13 protein-coding genes are annotated in these 18150 nt (G+C 33.2%); 9 read left to right on the forward strand and 4 right to left on the reverse strand.

Annotated features, from left to right (window positions below; all coding sequences use genetic code 11):
• Positions 1–31: 31 nt before the first annotated feature.
• Entirely contained in the window at positions 32–412 is a 381-nt protein-coding gene (locus DMZ43_RS05715; RefSeq protein WP_131506627.1) for a RidA family protein, read from the reverse strand.
• 10 nt (positions 413–422) lie between these two features.
• On the reverse strand, positions 423–3188 hold the full coding sequence (locus tag DMZ43_RS05720; protein ID WP_131506628.1) for a putative LPS assembly protein LptD: 2766 nt from the start codon (positions 3186–3188) through the stop codon (positions 423–425).
• An 88-nt stretch (positions 3189–3276) separates the two neighbouring features.
• Between DMZ43_RS05720 and DMZ43_RS05725 the strand changes: the two genes are divergently transcribed.
• The 8 genes from DMZ43_RS05725 to bshA all read left to right on the forward strand — a co-directional run bounded on the left by DMZ43_RS05725 (position 3277) and on the right by bshA (position 13589).
• Positions 3277–4398 carry an N-acetylmuramoyl-L-alanine amidase gene (locus tag DMZ43_RS05725; protein ID WP_131506629.1) on the forward strand — a complete coding sequence of 374 codons (1122 nt, stop codon included), beginning with the start codon at positions 3277–3279 and terminating at the stop codon, positions 4396–4398.
• A gap of 53 nt (positions 4399–4451) precedes the next feature.
• Positions 4452–5402 (forward strand): MlaD family protein, encoded by a 951-nt coding sequence (locus tag DMZ43_RS05730; RefSeq protein WP_129760017.1) that lies wholly within the window; start codon positions 4452–4454, stop codon positions 5400–5402.
• A gap of 12 nt (positions 5403–5414) precedes the next feature.
• Positions 5415–6725 (forward strand): (Fe-S)-binding protein, encoded by a 1311-nt coding sequence (locus tag DMZ43_RS05735; protein ID WP_131506630.1) that lies wholly within the window; start codon positions 5415–5417, stop codon positions 6723–6725.
• A gap of 9 nt (positions 6726–6734) precedes the next feature.
• Positions 6735–7529 carry a (Fe-S)-binding protein gene (locus DMZ43_RS05740; RefSeq protein WP_129760019.1) on the forward strand — a complete coding sequence of 265 codons (795 nt, stop codon included), beginning with the start codon at positions 6735–6737 and terminating at the stop codon, positions 7527–7529.
• A 17-nt stretch (positions 7530–7546) separates the two neighbouring features.
• Positions 7547–8032, forward strand: coding sequence for an ABC transporter ATPase (locus DMZ43_RS05745; protein ID WP_131506631.1), 486 nt, complete (start codon positions 7547–7549; stop codon positions 8030–8032).
• A 91-nt stretch (positions 8033–8123) separates the two neighbouring features.
• A complete protein-coding gene (gene serB, locus DMZ43_RS05750; protein WP_131506632.1) occupies positions 8124–9347 on the forward strand; it encodes a phosphoserine phosphatase SerB in 1224 nt (407 codons plus the stop codon).
• A 109-nt stretch (positions 9348–9456) separates the two neighbouring features.
• Entirely contained in the window at positions 9457–12450 is a 2994-nt protein-coding gene (locus tag DMZ43_RS05755) for a glycoside hydrolase family 3 N-terminal domain-containing protein (protein ID WP_131506633.1), read from the forward strand.
• Between the two features lie 2 nt (positions 12451–12452).
• On the forward strand, positions 12453–13589 hold the full coding sequence (bshA, locus tag DMZ43_RS05760; RefSeq protein WP_131506634.1) for an N-acetyl-alpha-D-glucosaminyl L-malate synthase BshA: 1137 nt from the start codon (positions 12453–12455) through the stop codon (positions 13587–13589).
• Between the two features lie 56 nt (positions 13590–13645).
• Here bshA and DMZ43_RS05765 read toward each other — a convergent pair whose 3' ends face one another.
• Positions 13646–14122 carry a hypothetical protein gene (locus DMZ43_RS05765; protein ID WP_129760025.1) on the reverse strand — a complete coding sequence of 159 codons (477 nt, stop codon included), beginning with the start codon at positions 14120–14122 and terminating at the stop codon, positions 13646–13648.
• A gap of 125 nt (positions 14123–14247) precedes the next feature.
• Between DMZ43_RS05765 and DMZ43_RS05770 the strand changes: the two genes are divergently transcribed.
• On the forward strand, positions 14248–17145 hold the full coding sequence (locus DMZ43_RS05770) for an FAD-binding and (Fe-S)-binding domain-containing protein (RefSeq protein WP_131506635.1): 2898 nt from the start codon (positions 14248–14250) through the stop codon (positions 17143–17145).
• Between the two features lie 3 nt (positions 17146–17148).
• Here DMZ43_RS05770 and DMZ43_RS05775 read toward each other — a convergent pair whose 3' ends face one another.
• Complete coding sequence (locus DMZ43_RS05775; protein WP_129760027.1) at positions 17149–17991, reverse strand: UDP-2,3-diacylglucosamine diphosphatase; 843 nt, start codon at positions 17989–17991, stop codon at positions 17149–17151.
• Positions 17992–18150: the final 159 nt, after the last annotated feature.

Below are 18150 nucleotides of genomic sequence, written 5' to 3' on the forward strand. Positions count from 1 at the left end.
TATTGGTTTAATTGCTTAAACGAACCTCATATTATTTCACAGCAATCATACTAATTTCCACATTTACAAACTTAGGTAAATTGGCAACTTCTACAGTTTCTCTTGCAGGAGCAGTGTCAGCATTAAAGTAAGTTCCGTACACCTCATTTATCTTTGAAAAGTTATTCATATCACTAATAAATATTGAGGTTTTCACTACATTTTCAAACGTCATATCAGCAGCTTCCAAAACCGCTTTCATGTTTTCCATTACTTGCTTAGTTTCGGTTTGAATGTCATCTAAAACCAACTCCATAGTTTCTGGATGCAATGCAATTTGCCCTGAAGTATATAAAGTGTTTCCTACAAGTGTAGCTTGGTTGTATGGTCCAATAGGAGCAGGAGCTTTGGTGGTGTTGATTATTGTTTTCATAACGTAGTTATTATAATTGTTGGTCTGCTTGTTTACGCTTATCGTATTTAAGGTCTTTAAGTAAGCTCGATTTTATTCCAATAAAGAAATTCCATGAACTTCTTGTGCTAAAAGGAATCCAGCTAAAGTTCATTCGCCAACTCAATAAATCTCTTTCAAATCGTAATTGCGTATAAGTAAATCCGTTGTTTTTAAAGTCATAACCAGACGATGCACCAACAGTCCATCTAGGAGAAATTTCTACATCACCAGAAAACATTAACGAGTGTGATGATATTTCGTTTTGTCTTGCAGAGTTAGAGTAGTTTACAGCATAGGCTAAACGCAAGTTCCAAGGGATGACATAATTGTATAATTCACTTGGTTTTTCATCTCTGTCTTCTCTGTCATCATCAGTTAAACGTTGGTCTGCAAAATCTTCGGGTTTCCCAAAAAGGTCATCGGCACGACCTCCACTTCTTATGGACTCTTGTATAGCTCTATCGTCTGAATTATCATCATCACCTTTTCCTGAAAAACTCTTGTTTGAAAGGCTATAACTCATGTTAACACTAGCTGAAGTTAACCTAAACAAGCTTCCGCCATTATTGATGTTGAGTTTGTCTATTCTTTGATTGTTATTGTTTAACGCATAAGGATCAAACGTTGCACCAAAGTTAATACTCATTTTATTATCGAATATTTGAGTACCACCAGACATACGTATAGGACTCAATTTCATAGAGTCTGCTGCAAAATTATAAGATGTAGAAAAGTTAAGGTTGTTAAGTAATACTATCTTTTTAGGTTCGGTTTTTGTTGAATCTTTATCTCTTACTTTAGCTTCAAGGTTGTTGGAAAGAGATATTCCCATTGAGCTTGCGTAGTTCTTATTAGGAGATCCAAAAATAGATTCTTCAAATCTGCTGTATTCTACTTCACTAGATGTGGTTCCATCTGCAGCAACAATTTCATAAGTATCATAATATTGATCAAAAGCAGGATTAATACTATAACTTATTGATGGTCGCATAACATGTCGTATCGCCTGAATTTTTGTATCCTTTCCTTCTTTGGTAAAATCGTACATACCATAAATAGTAGTACCAATACTTGTGCTAAAATTATAAGTTCTAAAACTATCAAAGGTGTTTTTTTGAATAGTTACTTCTTCCTCAAGAGCTGCATCGTAGTATTTTCTAACAGTATTAAAGGTCCAGTTTTCTTCAAAATTTGTGCTAGCACTCATACTAAAGTATTTAAACACTTTAAAGTTTGTGGTTAACGGAATACTGTGTTGTACACCCATTTTAGCATCATCAAACATTTCTTTTTTAAAGAACAACGAATCGGTAGTTTGAATTCTGTTTTCAGCTCTTACATTATACTGAAAGTTGATGTTATCTATAATTCCTTTTTTAGTTCCAATTTTAGGTTCAAAAGGATAAATTCTACTCACACTACCTTGAAACGTAGGTAATGTCATGTTTATTTGCTGTGTATTGGTGTTTTGCGAGTGTGTCGCAGTCATATTCAAATTTACTTGTGGCTCGCCTTGAAAAGATTTTGAATATGAAATAGAGGATGATAATGTGTTATTTAAAAAGTTAGACGAGTTTAACTGATTAATAGACTGCTGATAATATCTACTACTACCTAAGTTTACAGAAGCCGAAAAACGCGAATTTGGGCTAGATTTTCCATCTTGTGAGTGTGACCATCTTATATTGTAAACCGAAGTTTTTGAATAATCAGGGAATCCTCGTTCGCTACTAATTAGGTTTTCATACCTAAAACTCAAGTTACCTCTAAACTTGTAGCGCAACGCATAGTTAGATTCTATTCGCATTCCGTAACTACCATTAGTGTAATAATCTCCTAAAACAGCTAAATCAACATAATCATTAATAGCAAAATAGTAACCACCATTTTGCACAAAATACCCTCTGTCATTCTGTTCTCCAAACGAAGGAAAAATAACACCAGACGTTTGCTTTTTAGTCATAGGAAAGTAAGCAAAAGGCAAACCAATAGGTAGTGGTACATCATAAATAAACATATTGGTAAGACCTGTTACCACTTTTTTACCAGGTACAATTTTAGCTTTACGCATTAAAAAGTAATATTCAGGATCGTCAAGATTTTCTGAAGTGGTAAACTTACCGCGTCGTATAAAATATACTGAGTCGTTTTCCTTTTTAGTTAAGTCAGCAATAATAGTTCCTCCGCTTTGTTCAGTCTTGGAATTAAATATTAATGCTTTTTTAGAATCAGTATTAAAAATAATAGAATCAGGTTCTACAACATTTTGACCTTGTTTAAACACAGGAGCTTGACTATATCCTGTTGAGTCTTTTAATCGGCCAGCATACACTAAATTTTTATTGTAGTCAATTACAATAACTCCAGCTTTTATTTCCATATCTTCATAATACACTTCTGCTTGATTATAGAGATATATTTTGTTTTCCTTTTGGTTTATAGATACGTAGTCTTTGGCTTTATAGTTAACCTTTCCAGATAAAAACTCCTTTTTCTTAGGAATACTATCAGAAGTAATGGAGTCGTTTTCTTTTAAATTTAAAGGTTGACTAAATAAAGAGTCCGATACTAGCGACAAAGTATCTCTTTCAGTTTTTGGGGTAATGGATTCGGTAGATTTTGGTAAATCTTGAGAAAAGCCCAAAGTGTTAATAAACACTGTAAAACTTAGGGTAAAAAGTATTTGAAAGATGTTTGTACGCAATGCTTTTAAATGTATTTTTGTAAAAGTATGGCTCGGTTTTTGAATTGCCAAAATTACATATATTTTTTTGTGATTACAGTTAATTCGACCAAAATTTAAAAATTAAAATAAACCAAGTTAGTCAGCCGTTTAAACACATATGAGAACGTACATATTTTCCATAATCGTATTATTTATAGTTTATTTAACACCTGCACACGCATTTCAAAAGGATAAGGACCATTTTGTAGTGGTTTTAGATGCTGGTCATGGTGGTCATGATCCTGGTAATTTAGGAAGTGGTTATAAAGAAAAAGATATCGCTTTAAAAATTGCTTTAGAAGTAGGTAAGGAGTTATCAAAACATAAAGACATAAAAGTAATTTATACACGTAAAACAGACGTCTTTCTAGAGCTTCATGAAAGAGCTGCTATTGCAAACAAAGCAGATGCCGATTTGTTTGTATCTATTCACTGTAACTCTCACCACTCAAGTGCTCATGGTACCGAAACGTTTGTTTTAGGAGCAGCAAACACACAACGAAACTTTGAAATAGCTAAAAAAGAAAACGAAGTAATTTTCTTAGAGGCTAACTATGAAACACACTACGAAGGATTTAACCCAAATTCTCCTGAGTCCTCTATAGGTTTGGGTGTCATCCAAGAAGTGTATACTGAAAATAGTATTAAACTAGCTAGACTTATTGAGGATAATTTTTCTGGGAAATTGTCTCGAAAAAGTAGAGGTGTAAAACAAGCAAGTCTTTGGGTATTACACAATACATATATGCCAAGTGTGTTGGTTGAAGTTGGTTTCTTAACCTATAAACCTGAAGGGAAGTTTTTAAATTCTTCTGGTGGTCAATCATCAATGGCTATAGGTATTAGAGATGCTATTTTAAGTTATAAAGATGAATTATCATTAAATGTAGGTGAAAGTATTTTTTCTGATAAATTACCAGATAAACAACCACCTATAGAAAACGAAACCATACCAGACACTAAAGAAGTCTTCCCAAATATTGTGTTTAAGGTTCAAATAGCAGCAAGTTCTAGACAACTAGAGCCTAAACCTTACAACTTTAAGGGACTAGATAATATCTCTAGAAAAAAGGAAGATGGCTTGTATAAATATTATTACGGTTATACTTCAGATTATAACGAAGTACAAAGACTTCAAAATGAAGCTAAAGCTAAAGGCTATACTACCTGCTTTATAGTAGCTTATAGAGACGGAAATAAAATAGATGTTTCAGAAGCTATTAAAAGTACCTCTAATTAGAAACATTCTTTATATATTTATCATTAATTTTGTGTAACCAAACACACTGAACATTGAAAATATCAAGAGAAGTTAAAACAGCTATACTGGTCATATCAGGAATTGTTCTGTTTATTTATTTATTCAATTACTTAAAAGGTGAAAATCTTTTAGATTCTTCAAGAACCTATTATACTGTTTATGATAACGTTGAAGGACTTGCACCTTCTACACCTGTAACCATTAATGGCTTTAGTGTAGGTAAGGTTCAAGATATTTCTTTTACCGATGATGGATCAGGAAAATTATTGGTAAAATTACTTGTTGACAATGATTTTAAATTTTCTAAAAATAGTAAAGCTCAACTATACGATTTAGGTTTAATAGGAGGAAAAGGAGTAGCAATTATACCAGCGTTTGATAATGCCGAAATAGCAAAAAGTGGTTCGTATTTAGAGTCTAGTGTTAAAGGTGGTTTATCTGAATTGGTTAATCAGCGTTTAACTCCTTTACAAGAGAAAATAGAAACTATGATGGTGAGTGCAGATTCGTTACTGTCTAATTTAAATGATGTGTTTGATGAAGAAGCTAAAGCAAATTTAAGAGGTAGTATTGCTGGTTTAAACCAAACCATTTCTTCTTTCAAAAGCACGTCTGAAACCATAAACAAATTATTAAAAGACAATCAAGAAAGTTTAAACAGTACGTTAGCCAATGCTGAAAACTTAACCAATAACTTGTCTAAAATAACCGATTCAGTTGCCGATGCCAATTTAGGTGCAACCTTAAAGAATTTACAACAAACCGTTAACGGACTTAATAGCGTGTTGGCTAGTATAGATAATGGTGAAGGCACAATTGGTAAGTTATTAAAAGACGATGCATTATATAAAAATTTAGAAGGCGCTTCAAAAGAAATGGAGTTATTACTATTAGATATAAAACTACATCCTGCACGATACAGACGTATTTTATCTAAAAAGGAAATTCCTTATCAAGCACCTACTGAAGAACAAATGAATTAGATTATTTCTACTATGCAATTTATACCAAACATACTTTTTGCTATAGCACTTATTCTCGGAATAGGATTTTTTGCAAAAAATGTCAAAAAACTTATTCGTAACATCAAATTAGGACAAGATGTTGATGTAAGCGATAATAAATCACAACGATGGAAAAACATGACCATGATTGCTTTAGGACAAAGCAAAATGGTAAAACGTCCAATTGCAGGTGTACTTCACGTTATTGTATATGTAGGCTTTGTAATCATCAATATTGAAGTACTTGAAATTATTATCGACGGACTTTTTGGAACGCATCGCTTATTTTCAAAAATGGGAACATTATATGGTGTTCTTATAGGCACTTTTGAAGTATTAGCAGCATTAGTATTTGTATCAGTTATAATATTCTGGGTTAGAAGAAATGTTATTAAGCTACAACGTTTCTGGAAATCTGAAATGAAAGGTTGGCCAAAAAATGATGGTAACTTCATTTTATATTTTGAAATGGTATTGATGACTTTGTTTTTGGTTATGAATGCTACCGATGTTCATTTTCAAGATATGAATTCAGGTAATGTGATTAGCCAATACATAGCGCCTTTGTTTTCTGGATTAGCAGAATCTACATTGCATATTATAGAGCGTAGTGCTTGGTGGCTGCATATTTTAGGAATTTTAGTATTCCTTAATTACTTATACTATTCAAAGCATTTACATATTTTACTTGCATTTCCAAACACTTACTACGGAAAAGTAAATCCAAAAGGACAATTAAACAATTTAGAAGCAGTTACTAACGAAGTTAAAATGATGATGGACCCAAATGCAGATCCATTTGCAGCACCTGAAGAAGGTGCAGAAGACGAGGTTCCTGCAAAGTTTGGTGCAAGTGATGTGCAAGATTTAAACTGGGTACAACTACTTAATGCTTATACATGTACTGAGTGTGGTAGATGCACAAGCGAATGTCCTGCTAACCAAACAGGAAAAAAATTATCGCCTCGTAAAATCATGATGGATACTCGTGATCGATTAGAAGAAGTTGGTAAAAATATCGATGCTAATGGAGGTGAATTTAAGGATGATGGAAAACAACTCTTAGGAGATTATATCTCTACCGAAGAACTTTGGGCATGTACAACTTGTAATGCATGTACAGAAGCGTGTCCTGTAAGTATCGATCCATTATCGATTATTATAGAAATGAGACGTTATTTAGTAATGGAACAAAGTGCTGCTCCAATGGAGCTTAACAATATGATGACCAATATTGAAAACAATGGAGCACCTTGGCCATATAACCAAATGGACCGTTTAAATTGGGCTAACGAAGAATAATATTAGGGTATGAGCGAGAAACTAAAAGTGCCTACAATGGCAGAGTATATGGCAGAAGGTAAACAACCAGAAATTTTATTTTGGGTTGGATCTGCTGGTAGTTATGACGATAGAGCAAAAAAAATATCAAGAGCTTTTGTTAAAGTACTTCATAAAGCTAATGTTGATTTTGCAGTATTAGGAACCGAAGAAAGTAATACTGGAGACGTAGCTAAACGCGCAGGAAATGAGTTCTTGTTTCAAATGCAGGCAATGACCAATATTGAAATACTAAATGCTTACGAAGTAAAACGCATAGTAACTGCGTGTCCGCATTCATACAATACCTTAAAAAACGAATATCCTCAATTAGGTGGTGTGTACGAAGTATTACATCATACTCAATTTATTGAAGAATTGATGAGTTCTGGTCGTTTAAAACTAAAAAGTGACTCCACTTTAAACGGAAAACGTATTACGTTTCATGACCCTTGCTATTTAGGAAGAGCTAACGAGGTGTATGAAGCACCTAGAAACCTACTTAAAAGTTTAGGTGTGGATTTAGTAGAAATGAAACGCAACCGAAGTACTGCTTTATGTTGTGGTGCTGGAGGAGCTCAAATGTTTAAAGAACCTGAAAAAGGAGATAAAGACATTAACGTGCTACGTACTGAAGACGCGCTTAAAACAAATCCGAATATAATTGCTACAGGTTGTCCGTATTGTAATACAATGATGACCGATGGTGTTAAAGCTAAAGAACGCGAATCTGATATTAAAGTATTTGATATTGTTGAAATCATAGCAAATAGCGAAGAGCTTTAATAAATTAAAACAAGAAAATGCTAGTAGATTTTGATACATTACCAAACGAATCTAGAGTTTGGATATACCAAGCCAACCGTTCATTTAACGACGAAGAACTTGCTCAATTAGAAGAACAATTAAGTCAGTTTATTCAAAACTGGACTGCTCACGGAAGTAATCTTCAATCAGGATACAAAATTGTTTATAAGCGATTTATAGTAATTGCATTAAATCAAAACTTTAACCAAGCATCAGGATGTAGTATTGATGCTTCAGTGCATTTTATTCAGCAATTAGAAAAGCAGTACGATGTAGATTTAATGGATAAAATGAATGTGTCTTACAAACAAGGAGAGTTTATAGCATACAAGCCACTTATGGACTTTAAAAAGATGGCTAAAGACAAAGCTGTGTCTAAAAACACCATTGTATTTAATAATTTAGTGACTAACATTGCTGAGTTTAAAGACAGTTGGGAAGTACCTGCAAGCGAGAGTTGGCATAGTCGATTTTTAAATTGAAAAATTAACCTTGTTTTTACACGCCAAAACTTTTATAATTCAAATAGTTTAGTCATTTTTACTTCTCTTTTTAACGAGATACATAGTTCAAATGGCAAACGACATCTTTTTACTTAACATTTCAGGACAAGATAAACCAGGTTTAACTTCAGCTTTAACAGGTGTTTTAGCACAATATGGAGCAAAAGTTTTAGATATTGGTCAAGCTAATATTCATGATACTTTGTCCTTAGGTATTTTGTTTGAAATAGGTACAGGAAAAAAATCGGCTGCAGTTTTAAAAGACTTACTTTTTAAAGCTTATGAACTTAATATCACTGCTAAGTTTACACCTATTTCTTTAGAAGATTACGAAAGTTGGGTGAACCTTCAAGGTAAAGACCGTTACATTGTGACTATTCTAGGTGAACGATTAGCAGCAGAACAAATCTCAGAAGTCACCAAAATCATTTCTGATAAAAATTTAAACATTGACTCTATAAAACGTTTAACAGGGAGAACCTCTTTAGTTAAAGAAGAAGAATACCCAAGAGCATCAATTCAATTATCAATACGAGGAAAAATTGATGATAAGCAAGAGCTTACAGCAAAATTTGTACAGGTTTCAAAAGAACTGGATGTTGATATTGCTTTTCAGGAAGACAATATATTTAGACGCAACAGACGCTTGGTGTGCTTTGATATGGATTCTACCTTAATTCAAACTGAAGTTATTGACGAGTTAGCAGAACTTGCTGGTGTAGGAGAAGAAGTAAAAGCCATTACAGAATCTGCTATGCAAGGTGAAATTGATTTTAATGAAAGCTTTAAAAGACGTATGAAACTTTTAAAGGGACTTCGTGAAGAAGTGCTACAAGACGTTGCTGAAAGATTACCGATTACAAAAGGCGCACGACGATTAATTGATACACTACATAACTACGGATTTAAAACAGCAATCCTTTCAGGTGGATTTACATATTTTGGAGATTACCTTCAAAAAAAGCTAGACATAGACTACGTGTTTGCAAACCAATTGGAAATTAAAGATGGTGTCTTAACAGGTGGTTATCTTGGAGAAATAGTTGATGGTAATAAAAAAGCTGAATACTTACAGTTATTGGCTGAAAAAGAAGGGATAGATATTAGTCAAACCATTGCTGTTGGTGATGGAGCCAATGATTTACCAATGCTAAATCTTGCTGGTTTAGGAATAGCGTTTCATGCTAAACCTAAAGTGAAAAATAATGCACAAAGTTCAATTTCAAGTATTGGTTTGGATGGTGTATTGTACCTATTAGGTTATCACGATAGACATATTGACTTGTTGGATTAACAGTTGTTAATTATCTTCTTTATAAATCTATCTTAAAGTCCTTCAAACTTCTTTGCAAAAATGGTATTTTGGCATAGTTTTTAATTCATTATACCAAAAACTTTAATGTATGAGATGCATTTTCTCCCTTATATCTATCATATTCCTCTCTTTTACTACTATAAGTTGTGCTCAAGAAGAGAAACAGCAAGTATTACCACAGCAAGATTTAACAAATCCATTGCTTCATAAAGATGTTGAAGCACAACAAAAATGGGTTGATAGCATTTACAATGCTATGTCTTTGGAAGAAAAGTTAGGGCAATTGTTTATGGTTCAGGTGTTTTCTAGTCAAGATAAAGCGACAAAAACCAAAATAGTTAAACTTATTAAAGACCAACACATAGGCGGATTAATTTATTCAAAAGGAGGACCAGTGCGTCAAGCTAGACTTAATAACGAATTACAGGCAGCTGCTAAAGTTCCGTTGTTAATTGGTATGGATGCAGAATGGGGTTTAAGCATGCGTTTAGACTCTACTTATGCATTTCCTTGGAATATGACACTAGGAGCTATTAGAGATAATACATTAGTTGAAAAAACAGGTTATCAAATAGGAGAGCATAACAAACGTCTTGGAGTGCATTTTAATTTTGCGCCAGTTGTAGATATCAATACAAATCCAAAAAACCCAATTATTGGTAATCGTTCGTTTGGTGAAGATAGAGATAACGTTACCGAAAAAGCTTTAGCATTTATGAAGGGAATGCAAAGTGCTGGAGTATTGGCAAACGCTAAACATTTTCCAGGTCATGGTGATACCGAAAGCGATTCACATAAAACATTACCTACGATTACATTTGATGAAAAACGAATTGACTCTATAGAGCTATATCCTTACAAAAAACTAATAAAAGAAGGCTTAAGCAGTGTTATGGTTGCACATCTTAGCGTACCTAGTTTAGAACCAAGACCAGGTTATCCTTCGTCATTATCTAAACACATTGTTACTGATATTTTAAAAGACTCACTTCAGTTTAAAGGATTAATTTTTACTGATGCGCTTGAGATGAAAGGTGTTGCTGATTATGTAGAAAAAGGTATAGATGGCAACAGTACTACAAAAATGCCTCAAGGAGGTGAAAATGATTTAAAAGCCTTTTTAGCAGGTAATGATGTGATGCTAATGTCTGAAAACCCTGAACAAGCCATAAAACTATTTGCTACTGCTTATACTGATAGTATTATTACTGAAGAACGATTATCGCATTCGGTAAAAAAAATATTAATGGCAAAATACAAGGTTGGTTTAAATAAGTATTCTCCTATAGGAATTCACAATTTGGTTGAAGACTTAAATAGACTTAAAGATGATTTGCTGTATGAAAACCTTATGGAGAATGCGATAACGGTTGTGCGTAATAAAGAAGATATCTTGCCTTTACGAAAGCTTGATGAAAAGAAAATTGCTTATGTAAGCTTTGGTGATGATGATGGTACTCCGTTTTATGAGGAATTAAAAAAGTACACTAAAGTACACCATGTCAAAGCCGAAAAGCTTGATGAATTACTTACTAAACTTCAAAACTATAATACAGTAATTGTTGGGTTACACAAGTCTAATGCTTCGCCTTGGAAAGACTATAAGTTTAAAGATCAAGAATTGGTTTGGTTGTACGAAATAGCAAGAACCAATAAAGTTATTTTAGACGTATTCGCACGTCCTTATGCGCTAATCGATTTGCATACTATTGAAAACATTGAAGGTATTGTGGTGAGTTACCAAAACAGTACTATAGCTCAGCAAAAATCTGCTCAAGTAGTATTTGGAGCTGTTGCTGCAAAAGGTGCATTACCTGTGTCTACAGGCATTCATTTTAAAGTAGGCGACGGAATTACTTATAACAGTATAAAATCATTAAGTTATGGCTTGCCAGAGCAAGTTGGTATGAGTTCTGAAAAGTTATCAAAACTAGATTCAGTGGCTAATTATGCAATTAGTAACCAAATGACTCCTGGTATACAGCTATTAGTTGCCAGAAAAGGGAAAGTGGTTTACAACAAAAACTTTGGAAAACATAGATACGAAGGAGATGACAAAGTAAAATTTGAAGATTTGTATGATGTAGCTTCTTTAACCAAAATTTTGGCAACACTACCATTGCTCATGGAGTTAGAAGAAAAAGGAGCAGTATCGTTAGATACTAAACTATCTAAAATATTACCTGAGTATAAAAGTTCGAATAAATCTGACATTACCATAAAAGAAATGCTATCGCATTATGCAAGATTAAAACCTTGGGTTCCATTTTATGCAGCCACATTAGATAGCGTCACAAAAAAACCAGATGCTAAATACTACCGAAGAAAATACAGTCCTAACTTTAGTATTAAAGTAGCTGAAGAAGTTTATCTACGTCACGATTATCCTGATTCTATACAAAAAATCATAAAGGATAGCGATTTACTATCAAGACAAAGGTATAGGTATAGTGATTTACCATATTATATTTTAAAGAAATATATTGAGAGCTATTACGACAAACCTCTTGATGAATTAGTTCAAGAACACTTTTACCAATCATTGGGAGCAAATTATACTACATACAATCCGTCACAACTTTTTAGTAACTCACAGATAGTTCCTACTGAAATTGACGACTATTACAGATATCAAGAAGTACATGGTTATGTCCATGATATGGGAGCAGCAATGCAAAATGGAGTAGGTGGTCATGCAGGAATTTTTAGCAATGCTAATGATGTTGCCAAAATCATGCAAATGTTTTTGCAAAAAGGCTTTTATGGAGGTAAGCGATACTTTAAAACAGAAACTTTAGATAAGTTCAATAAATGTTACTATTGTCATAGAGACAACAGGAGAGGAGTTGGTTTTGATAAGCCACAATTAGGAGAAGAAGGTCCAACCTGTGGTTGTTTATCCTTACAAAGTTTTGGACATTCAGGGTTTACAGGAACCTATGCTTGGGCAGATCCTGAAGAAGAAATAGTTTATATCTTTTTAGCAAATAGAACCTATCCTAGAGCTGGAAAAAACTTGCTTTTAAGAGAAAATATTAGAACAGAAATACAACGTTTAATTTACGAAGCGATTATAGAATAAAAATGAAAATAGGAATTGTTTGTTATCCTACATTTGGAGGAAGTGGAGTTGTTGCTACCGAACTTGGTTTAGAACTTTCTAAACGTGGTCACGAAATACATTTTATCACTTACAGTCAACCAGTACGATTAGAATTATTAAGCACAAAAGTACACTTTCATGAAGTAAATGTACCTGAATATCCATTGTTTCATTATCAACCTTATGAGTTAGCATTATCTAGTAAGTTGGTAGATATGGTAAAACTTCATGGTATTGAAATACTACATGTGCATTATGCGATTCCTCATGCTTATGCAGCTTACATGGCCAAAAAGATGTTGCAAGAAGAAGGTATTTATGTTCCTATTGTAACAACGCTTCACGGAACAGATATTACGCTTGTTGGTAACCATCCATTTTATAAGCCTGCAGTAACATTTAGTATCAACAAATCTGATGCTGTAACGTCGGTTTCTGAAAGCTTAAAAGAAGACACTTTAAGGTTATTTGATATAAAAAATGATATAGAAGTCATCCCAAACTTTATTGATGTTGGTAAATACAAGCACACGTTTACCGATTGTCAACGAGGTATGATGGCTAATGAAGACGAAAAAATAATTACCCACATTAGTAACTTTAGACCTGTAAAGCAAATTACTGATGTTGTAAAAGTGTTTTATAATATTCAAAAGGAAATTCCTGCTAAATTAATGATGGTAGGAGAAGGACCAGAGCGTAAACCTGCTGAACAATTATGCGAACAGTTAGGAATAAGCGATAAGGTTATTTTCTTTGGTAATAGTAATGAAGTTGATAGAATTTTATGTTTTAGTGATTTGTTCTTACTGCCTTCAATAACTGAAAGTTTTGGATTAGCTGCTCTTGAAGCTATGGTGTCAGGAGTTCCTGTTATTTCTAGTAATACAGGTGGAATTCCAGAGGTAAATATTGAAGGAGTTACAGGGTTTTTAAGTAATGTAAATGATGTGGAAAGTATGAGTAAAAATGCAGTTCATATTTTAAGTAATGAAGAACGCTTAGCAACATTTAAACAAAATGCTAAAGAAGAAGCAGCTAAGTTTGATATTCATAAAATAGTTCCGCAATACGAAGCAATATATAAAGATACCTTGCAAAAATGTATGGTACTGTAAAAAAAGAAAACCACCTTTTGCAAGGTGGTTTTTTTATAAAAGTAGTTTCTTAATTATTAGAACTGATATCTAATACCTAAGGCTATATCAAAATCAACATCGTCTCTAAAATCCCCAAAGCCTAACTCTGGTCTAAAGTCAAGTGACAATAGTAAAGGAATATCAAAGTTATATTCAATACCTATATCACCAGCAGCAAAGATGAACGTTTCATCATCAAAATCATTGTTATCGAAGCTGTATGAACCAACTCCACCACCAGCACCAGCATACCAGTTAAAGCCACCATCTATATTCCAAACCCATTGGTATAAACCAGCAAGTTTAAAACCGTCGTATCCATTTCCGCTTCGCCAACCTAAATCAAACTCTAATCGGTTATTATCACCTAATCCTCTTTGGTAAGAAACTTCTGCTCCAAAACCGTCACTATCACCTAGTCTAAGACCTATAGCGTTTGGAGAAATATCTTGCGCATTCGATAATGTAGTAAAGCCAATAAATGCAATGGCTAATAAAAATAATTTTTTCATAAATTTTAAAGTTTTAAAGTTTTAACGCAGCTACTTAATGTTTATTTTAGTTGAATAATAAATATAAGCAAAAAGAGCATGCATAGTATATATACGATAAAAATAAATATTAAGATGTTAAGAATATGCTAAAGAGCCTAAAAGACCAACTAGATGGTGAGTTGTTTTTTGACGATTTAACAACGTCTATTTATGCTACTGATGCCTCTGTTTATCGCATGAAACCTTCTGCTGTTGCATACCCAAAAACAGTACAAGACATTAAAACACTTATTGCTTATGCCAATGCAAATGACACCTCATTAATACCTAGAACCGCAGGAACATCATTAGCAGGACAATGTGTTGGTAAAGGTATTGTTGTTGATGTATCTAAGTATTTCACAAAAATTATCTCTCTTGATAAAGAGAACAAAACAGTTACTGTTCAACCAGGAGTGGTTAGAGATGCACTTAACAATTATCTAAAACCCTACGGACTCTTTTTTGGACCTAATACATCAACATCCAATCGTTGTATGATAGGAGGAATGGTTGGCAATAATTCATCAGGGACAACCTCTATTCAATATGGAGTTACAAGAGATAAAGTTGTAGAATTACATACTGTGTTGAGTGATGGAAGCGAAGTGGTTTTTGGAGATCTATCCAAAAATGAGTTTAACACTAAAATGGCATTAAATACTTTAGAAGGTCATATTTACAAAAGTATGTTCTCTGCATTAGAGCCTGAAACTGTTAGAGCTAATATAAAAGCTAATTTCCCAAAACCAGAAATTCATCGTCGCAATACAGGTTATGCTATTGACGAACTTATAAATACCGAACTTTTTGAAGGAGAACACCCTTTTAATATGTGTAAGCTACTTTCTGGTAGCGAAGGTACTTTGGCATTTACAACGCAAATCACCTTAAAACTTGATGAGTTACCACCAACCAAAAGTATAATGGTAGCTGCACATTTTAGTACTATAAACAGTTGTCTTGATGCAGTTGCAGCTACTATGAAGCACAATTTGTACACTTGTGAAATGCTAGATAAAACCATATTGGATTTGACAAAGCATAACAAAGTTCAACAAGCTAACAGGCAGTTTATTAAAGGTGATCCTGAGGCTATATTAATGTGCGAAATTAGAGCAAATACCATTGATGAAGCTAAAAAACAAGTAGAAGCATTAATAAAAACTATAGAATTAACAGGCTTTAGTTATGCTAATGTTATTCTAATGGATGACGCTATTGATAAAGCCAACGAACTTAGAAAAGCAGGTTTAGGTTTGTTGGGTAATATGATTGGTGATAAAAAGTCAGCTGCATGTATTGAAGATACTGCTGTTGCGCTTCCCGATTTAGCAAATTACATTAGTGAGTTTACACAAATAATGAATGGCTATAAACAAAAAGCTATTTATTATGCACATGCTGGAGCAGGAGAATTGCATTTGAGACCAGTTTTAAATCTTAAAAAGTCTGAAGATGTTATTTTATTTAGAAAAATAACCACTGATGTAGCAAAATTAGTGAAGAAATATAAAGGCTCTATGAGTGGAGAACATGGAGATGGTATTGTAAGAGCTGAATTTATCCCGATGATGATTGGTGAGGAAAATTACCAATTATTAAAACGTATCAAATCTGCTTTTGACCCAAATAATATCTTCAATCCTGGAAAAATTGTAGATGCGTATCCAATGGACGAATCTCTGCGTTATGTTCCTGACAGAAAAGAGCCAATGGTTGAAACACTAATGGATTTTTCAGCATCAGAAGGCATTTTACGAGAAGCTGAAAAGTGCAATGGTTCTGGTGATTGTAGAAAATTACCTGAATTTGGAGGAACAATGTGTCCAAGTTATCGTGCTACTAAAAACGAAAAAGACACCACAAGAGCTAGAGCTAATGCATTGCGTGAGTTTTTAACACAATCGGATAAAGTAAATAAGTTTAATCATCATGAATTGAAAGAAGTATTCGATTTGTGCTTGAGCTGTAAAGCCTGTGCTAGTGAATGTCCAAGTAGTGTGGACGTAGCTACTCTAAAGGCTGAGTTTCAGTATCAATATCAAAAGGCAAACGGATTTAAATCTAAAGACCGTTTTTTTGCACAATCCACTAAGTACAATAAACTAGCTGCTCAATTTCCAAAGTTATCCAATGCATTATTTCAGCAGAAATTCACATCAAGTATCATTAAAAAGAGCATTGGTGTTCATGCAAATAGAAGTTTGCCAAAAGCTACCAAGCCGTTTTCTAAGCTACAACAGCATCAAACGAATACTACTAATAAACCTATAAAAACGGTTTATCTCTTCGTAGATGAATTTATTAATTACTTAGAGTCTCATATCGCTCTTGATGCAAAAATCCTTTTAGAAGCCTTGAATTATAAAGTGGTTATAATAGACACTTTAGAAAGTGGACGAAGCTATATTTCAAAAGGTTTTTTAGAGGAAGCTAAAATATTGACTAATAGAAATATAAAACGCTTTAATTCATTAATTACTGGAAGCACACCGTTAGTAGGTATTGAACCTTCAGCTATATTAACTTTTAAAGACGAATATATAAAATTAGCGGACGATAAAACATCTGCTGAAGCAATTGCAAAACACACCTTTTTAGTAGAAGAGTTTATCCAACAAGAAATTGAATTGGGTAACATAAAACCAAAACAATTTACTTTAGAAGCAAAAACCATAAAGTTTCATGGACATTGTCATCAAAAGGCATTGGCAAATCAACTTTCTAGCTTTACAGTTTTAAATCTTCCTAAAAACTATAAAGTCACTATTATTCCTAGTGGTTGTTGTGGAATGGCAGGAAGTTTTGGTTATGAAAAAGAGCATTATAAAGTGAGTATGCAGGTTGGCAATCAAACCTTGTTTCCTGCTGTAAAAAAAGCGTCTAAAGATGTGATTATTTCAGCTAATGGAACTAGTTGTAGACATCAAATAAAAGATGGGACTTCTCGAGAAGCATTACATCCAGTAACTATACTAAAAGAAGCTTTATTAAAGTAAAAACTACTTTTTACTGTGTTGGTCAACGATAGTTATAGCAGCTATTAAGTCTTTTACTTCCATATCTTTAATATCTTCATCAGCAAAGAATGGAGATAGTTTGTCTTTACTATAATTGTATATTTTCCAACGTTTAAATTGGTATTCTAAAGCGGTAAAATTCTCAACCCAATCACCAGAATTCAAATAGGTGGTTTTACCGTGTTTATTTTCTTTAATAATCATTTTAGGTTGATGAATATGACCACAAATAACATAGTCATAACCGTTTTCAATAGCTAAATCTGAAGCTACCTCTTCAAAATCATTAATGTATTTTACAGCACGTTTAACGCTGTTTTTAATCTTTTTAGATAATGAGTATTTTTCTTTACCCATTCGTTCTAAACACCAGTTAGTAAAGCGGTTGAGAAGAATTAATAAATCGTAACCATAACCACCTAATTTCGCTAACCATTTTGCGTTTTGAATAGACACATCAAATACGTCACCATGAAAAATCCAAGCTTTTTTTCCGTCAAGCTCTAATACAATTTTATCAACTATAGAAATTTTTCCAATTTTGGTATCGCTAAATTTACGTAGCATTTCATCATGGTTCCCTGTAATGTAAATAACTTCTACACCATCTGAAGCCATGTCTATTATTTTCTTAATCACTCTTAAATGCGACTTAGGAAAATAACGTTTACTAAACTGCCATATATCAATAATATCGCCATTTAGCACTAACTTTTTAGGCTGAATGCTGTTAAGGTAGGTAAGTAATTGTTTAGCGTGACAGCCATAAGTTCCTAGATGTACATCAGAAATTACAGCTACTTCTACTTTTCGTTTAATCTTCAAGGCAAATACTAGGTTTTAAATGCAAATAACACATTTATATATTACTTAATGTTTAAGAGCCAATTAATTAACCGTGAGTTTATGGTTAAGAGAATGTTATTAAATTTCCTTAGCTAAAGGCAGTCTTTATGAAATTCAATTTTTGTTTCTGTAATATTA

It is taken from the genome of Meridianimaribacter sp. CL38, assembly GCF_004328055.1.
Classification (GTDB): domain Bacteria; phylum Bacteroidota; class Bacteroidia; order Flavobacteriales; family Flavobacteriaceae; genus Gaetbulibacter_B; species Gaetbulibacter_B jejuensis.

Excerpts from the sequence above, each read along its gene's own strand:
- DMZ43_RS05715 (WP_131506627.1), bottom strand. The coding sequence starts at position 412 with ATGAAAACAATAATCAACACCACCAAAGCTCCTGCTCCTATTGGACCA.
- DMZ43_RS05725 (WP_131506629.1), top strand. The coding sequence starts at position 3,277 with ATGAGAACGTACATATTTTCCATAATCGTATTATTTATAGTTTATTTA.
- DMZ43_RS05735 (WP_131506630.1), top strand. The coding sequence starts at position 5,415 with ATGCAATTTATACCAAACATACTTTTTGCTATAGCACTTATTCTCGGA.
- DMZ43_RS05740 (WP_129760019.1), top strand. The coding sequence starts at position 6,735 with ATGAGCGAGAAACTAAAAGTGCCTACAATGGCAGAGTATATGGCAGAA.
- DMZ43_RS05745 (WP_131506631.1), top strand. The coding sequence starts at position 7,547 with ATGCTAGTAGATTTTGATACATTACCAAACGAATCTAGAGTTTGGATA.
- serB (WP_131506632.1), top strand. The coding sequence starts at position 8,124 with ATGGCAAACGACATCTTTTTACTTAACATTTCAGGACAAGATAAACCA.
- DMZ43_RS05755 (WP_131506633.1), top strand. The coding sequence starts at position 9,457 with ATGAGATGCATTTTCTCCCTTATATCTATCATATTCCTCTCTTTTACT.
- bshA (WP_131506634.1), top strand. The coding sequence starts at position 12,453 with ATGAAAATAGGAATTGTTTGTTATCCTACATTTGGAGGAAGTGGAGTT.
- DMZ43_RS05765 (WP_129760025.1), bottom strand. The coding sequence starts at position 14,122 with ATGAAAAAATTATTTTTATTAGCCATTGCATTTATTGGCTTTACTACA.
- DMZ43_RS05770 (WP_131506635.1), top strand. The coding sequence starts at position 14,248 with ATGCTAAAGAGCCTAAAAGACCAACTAGATGGTGAGTTGTTTTTTGAC.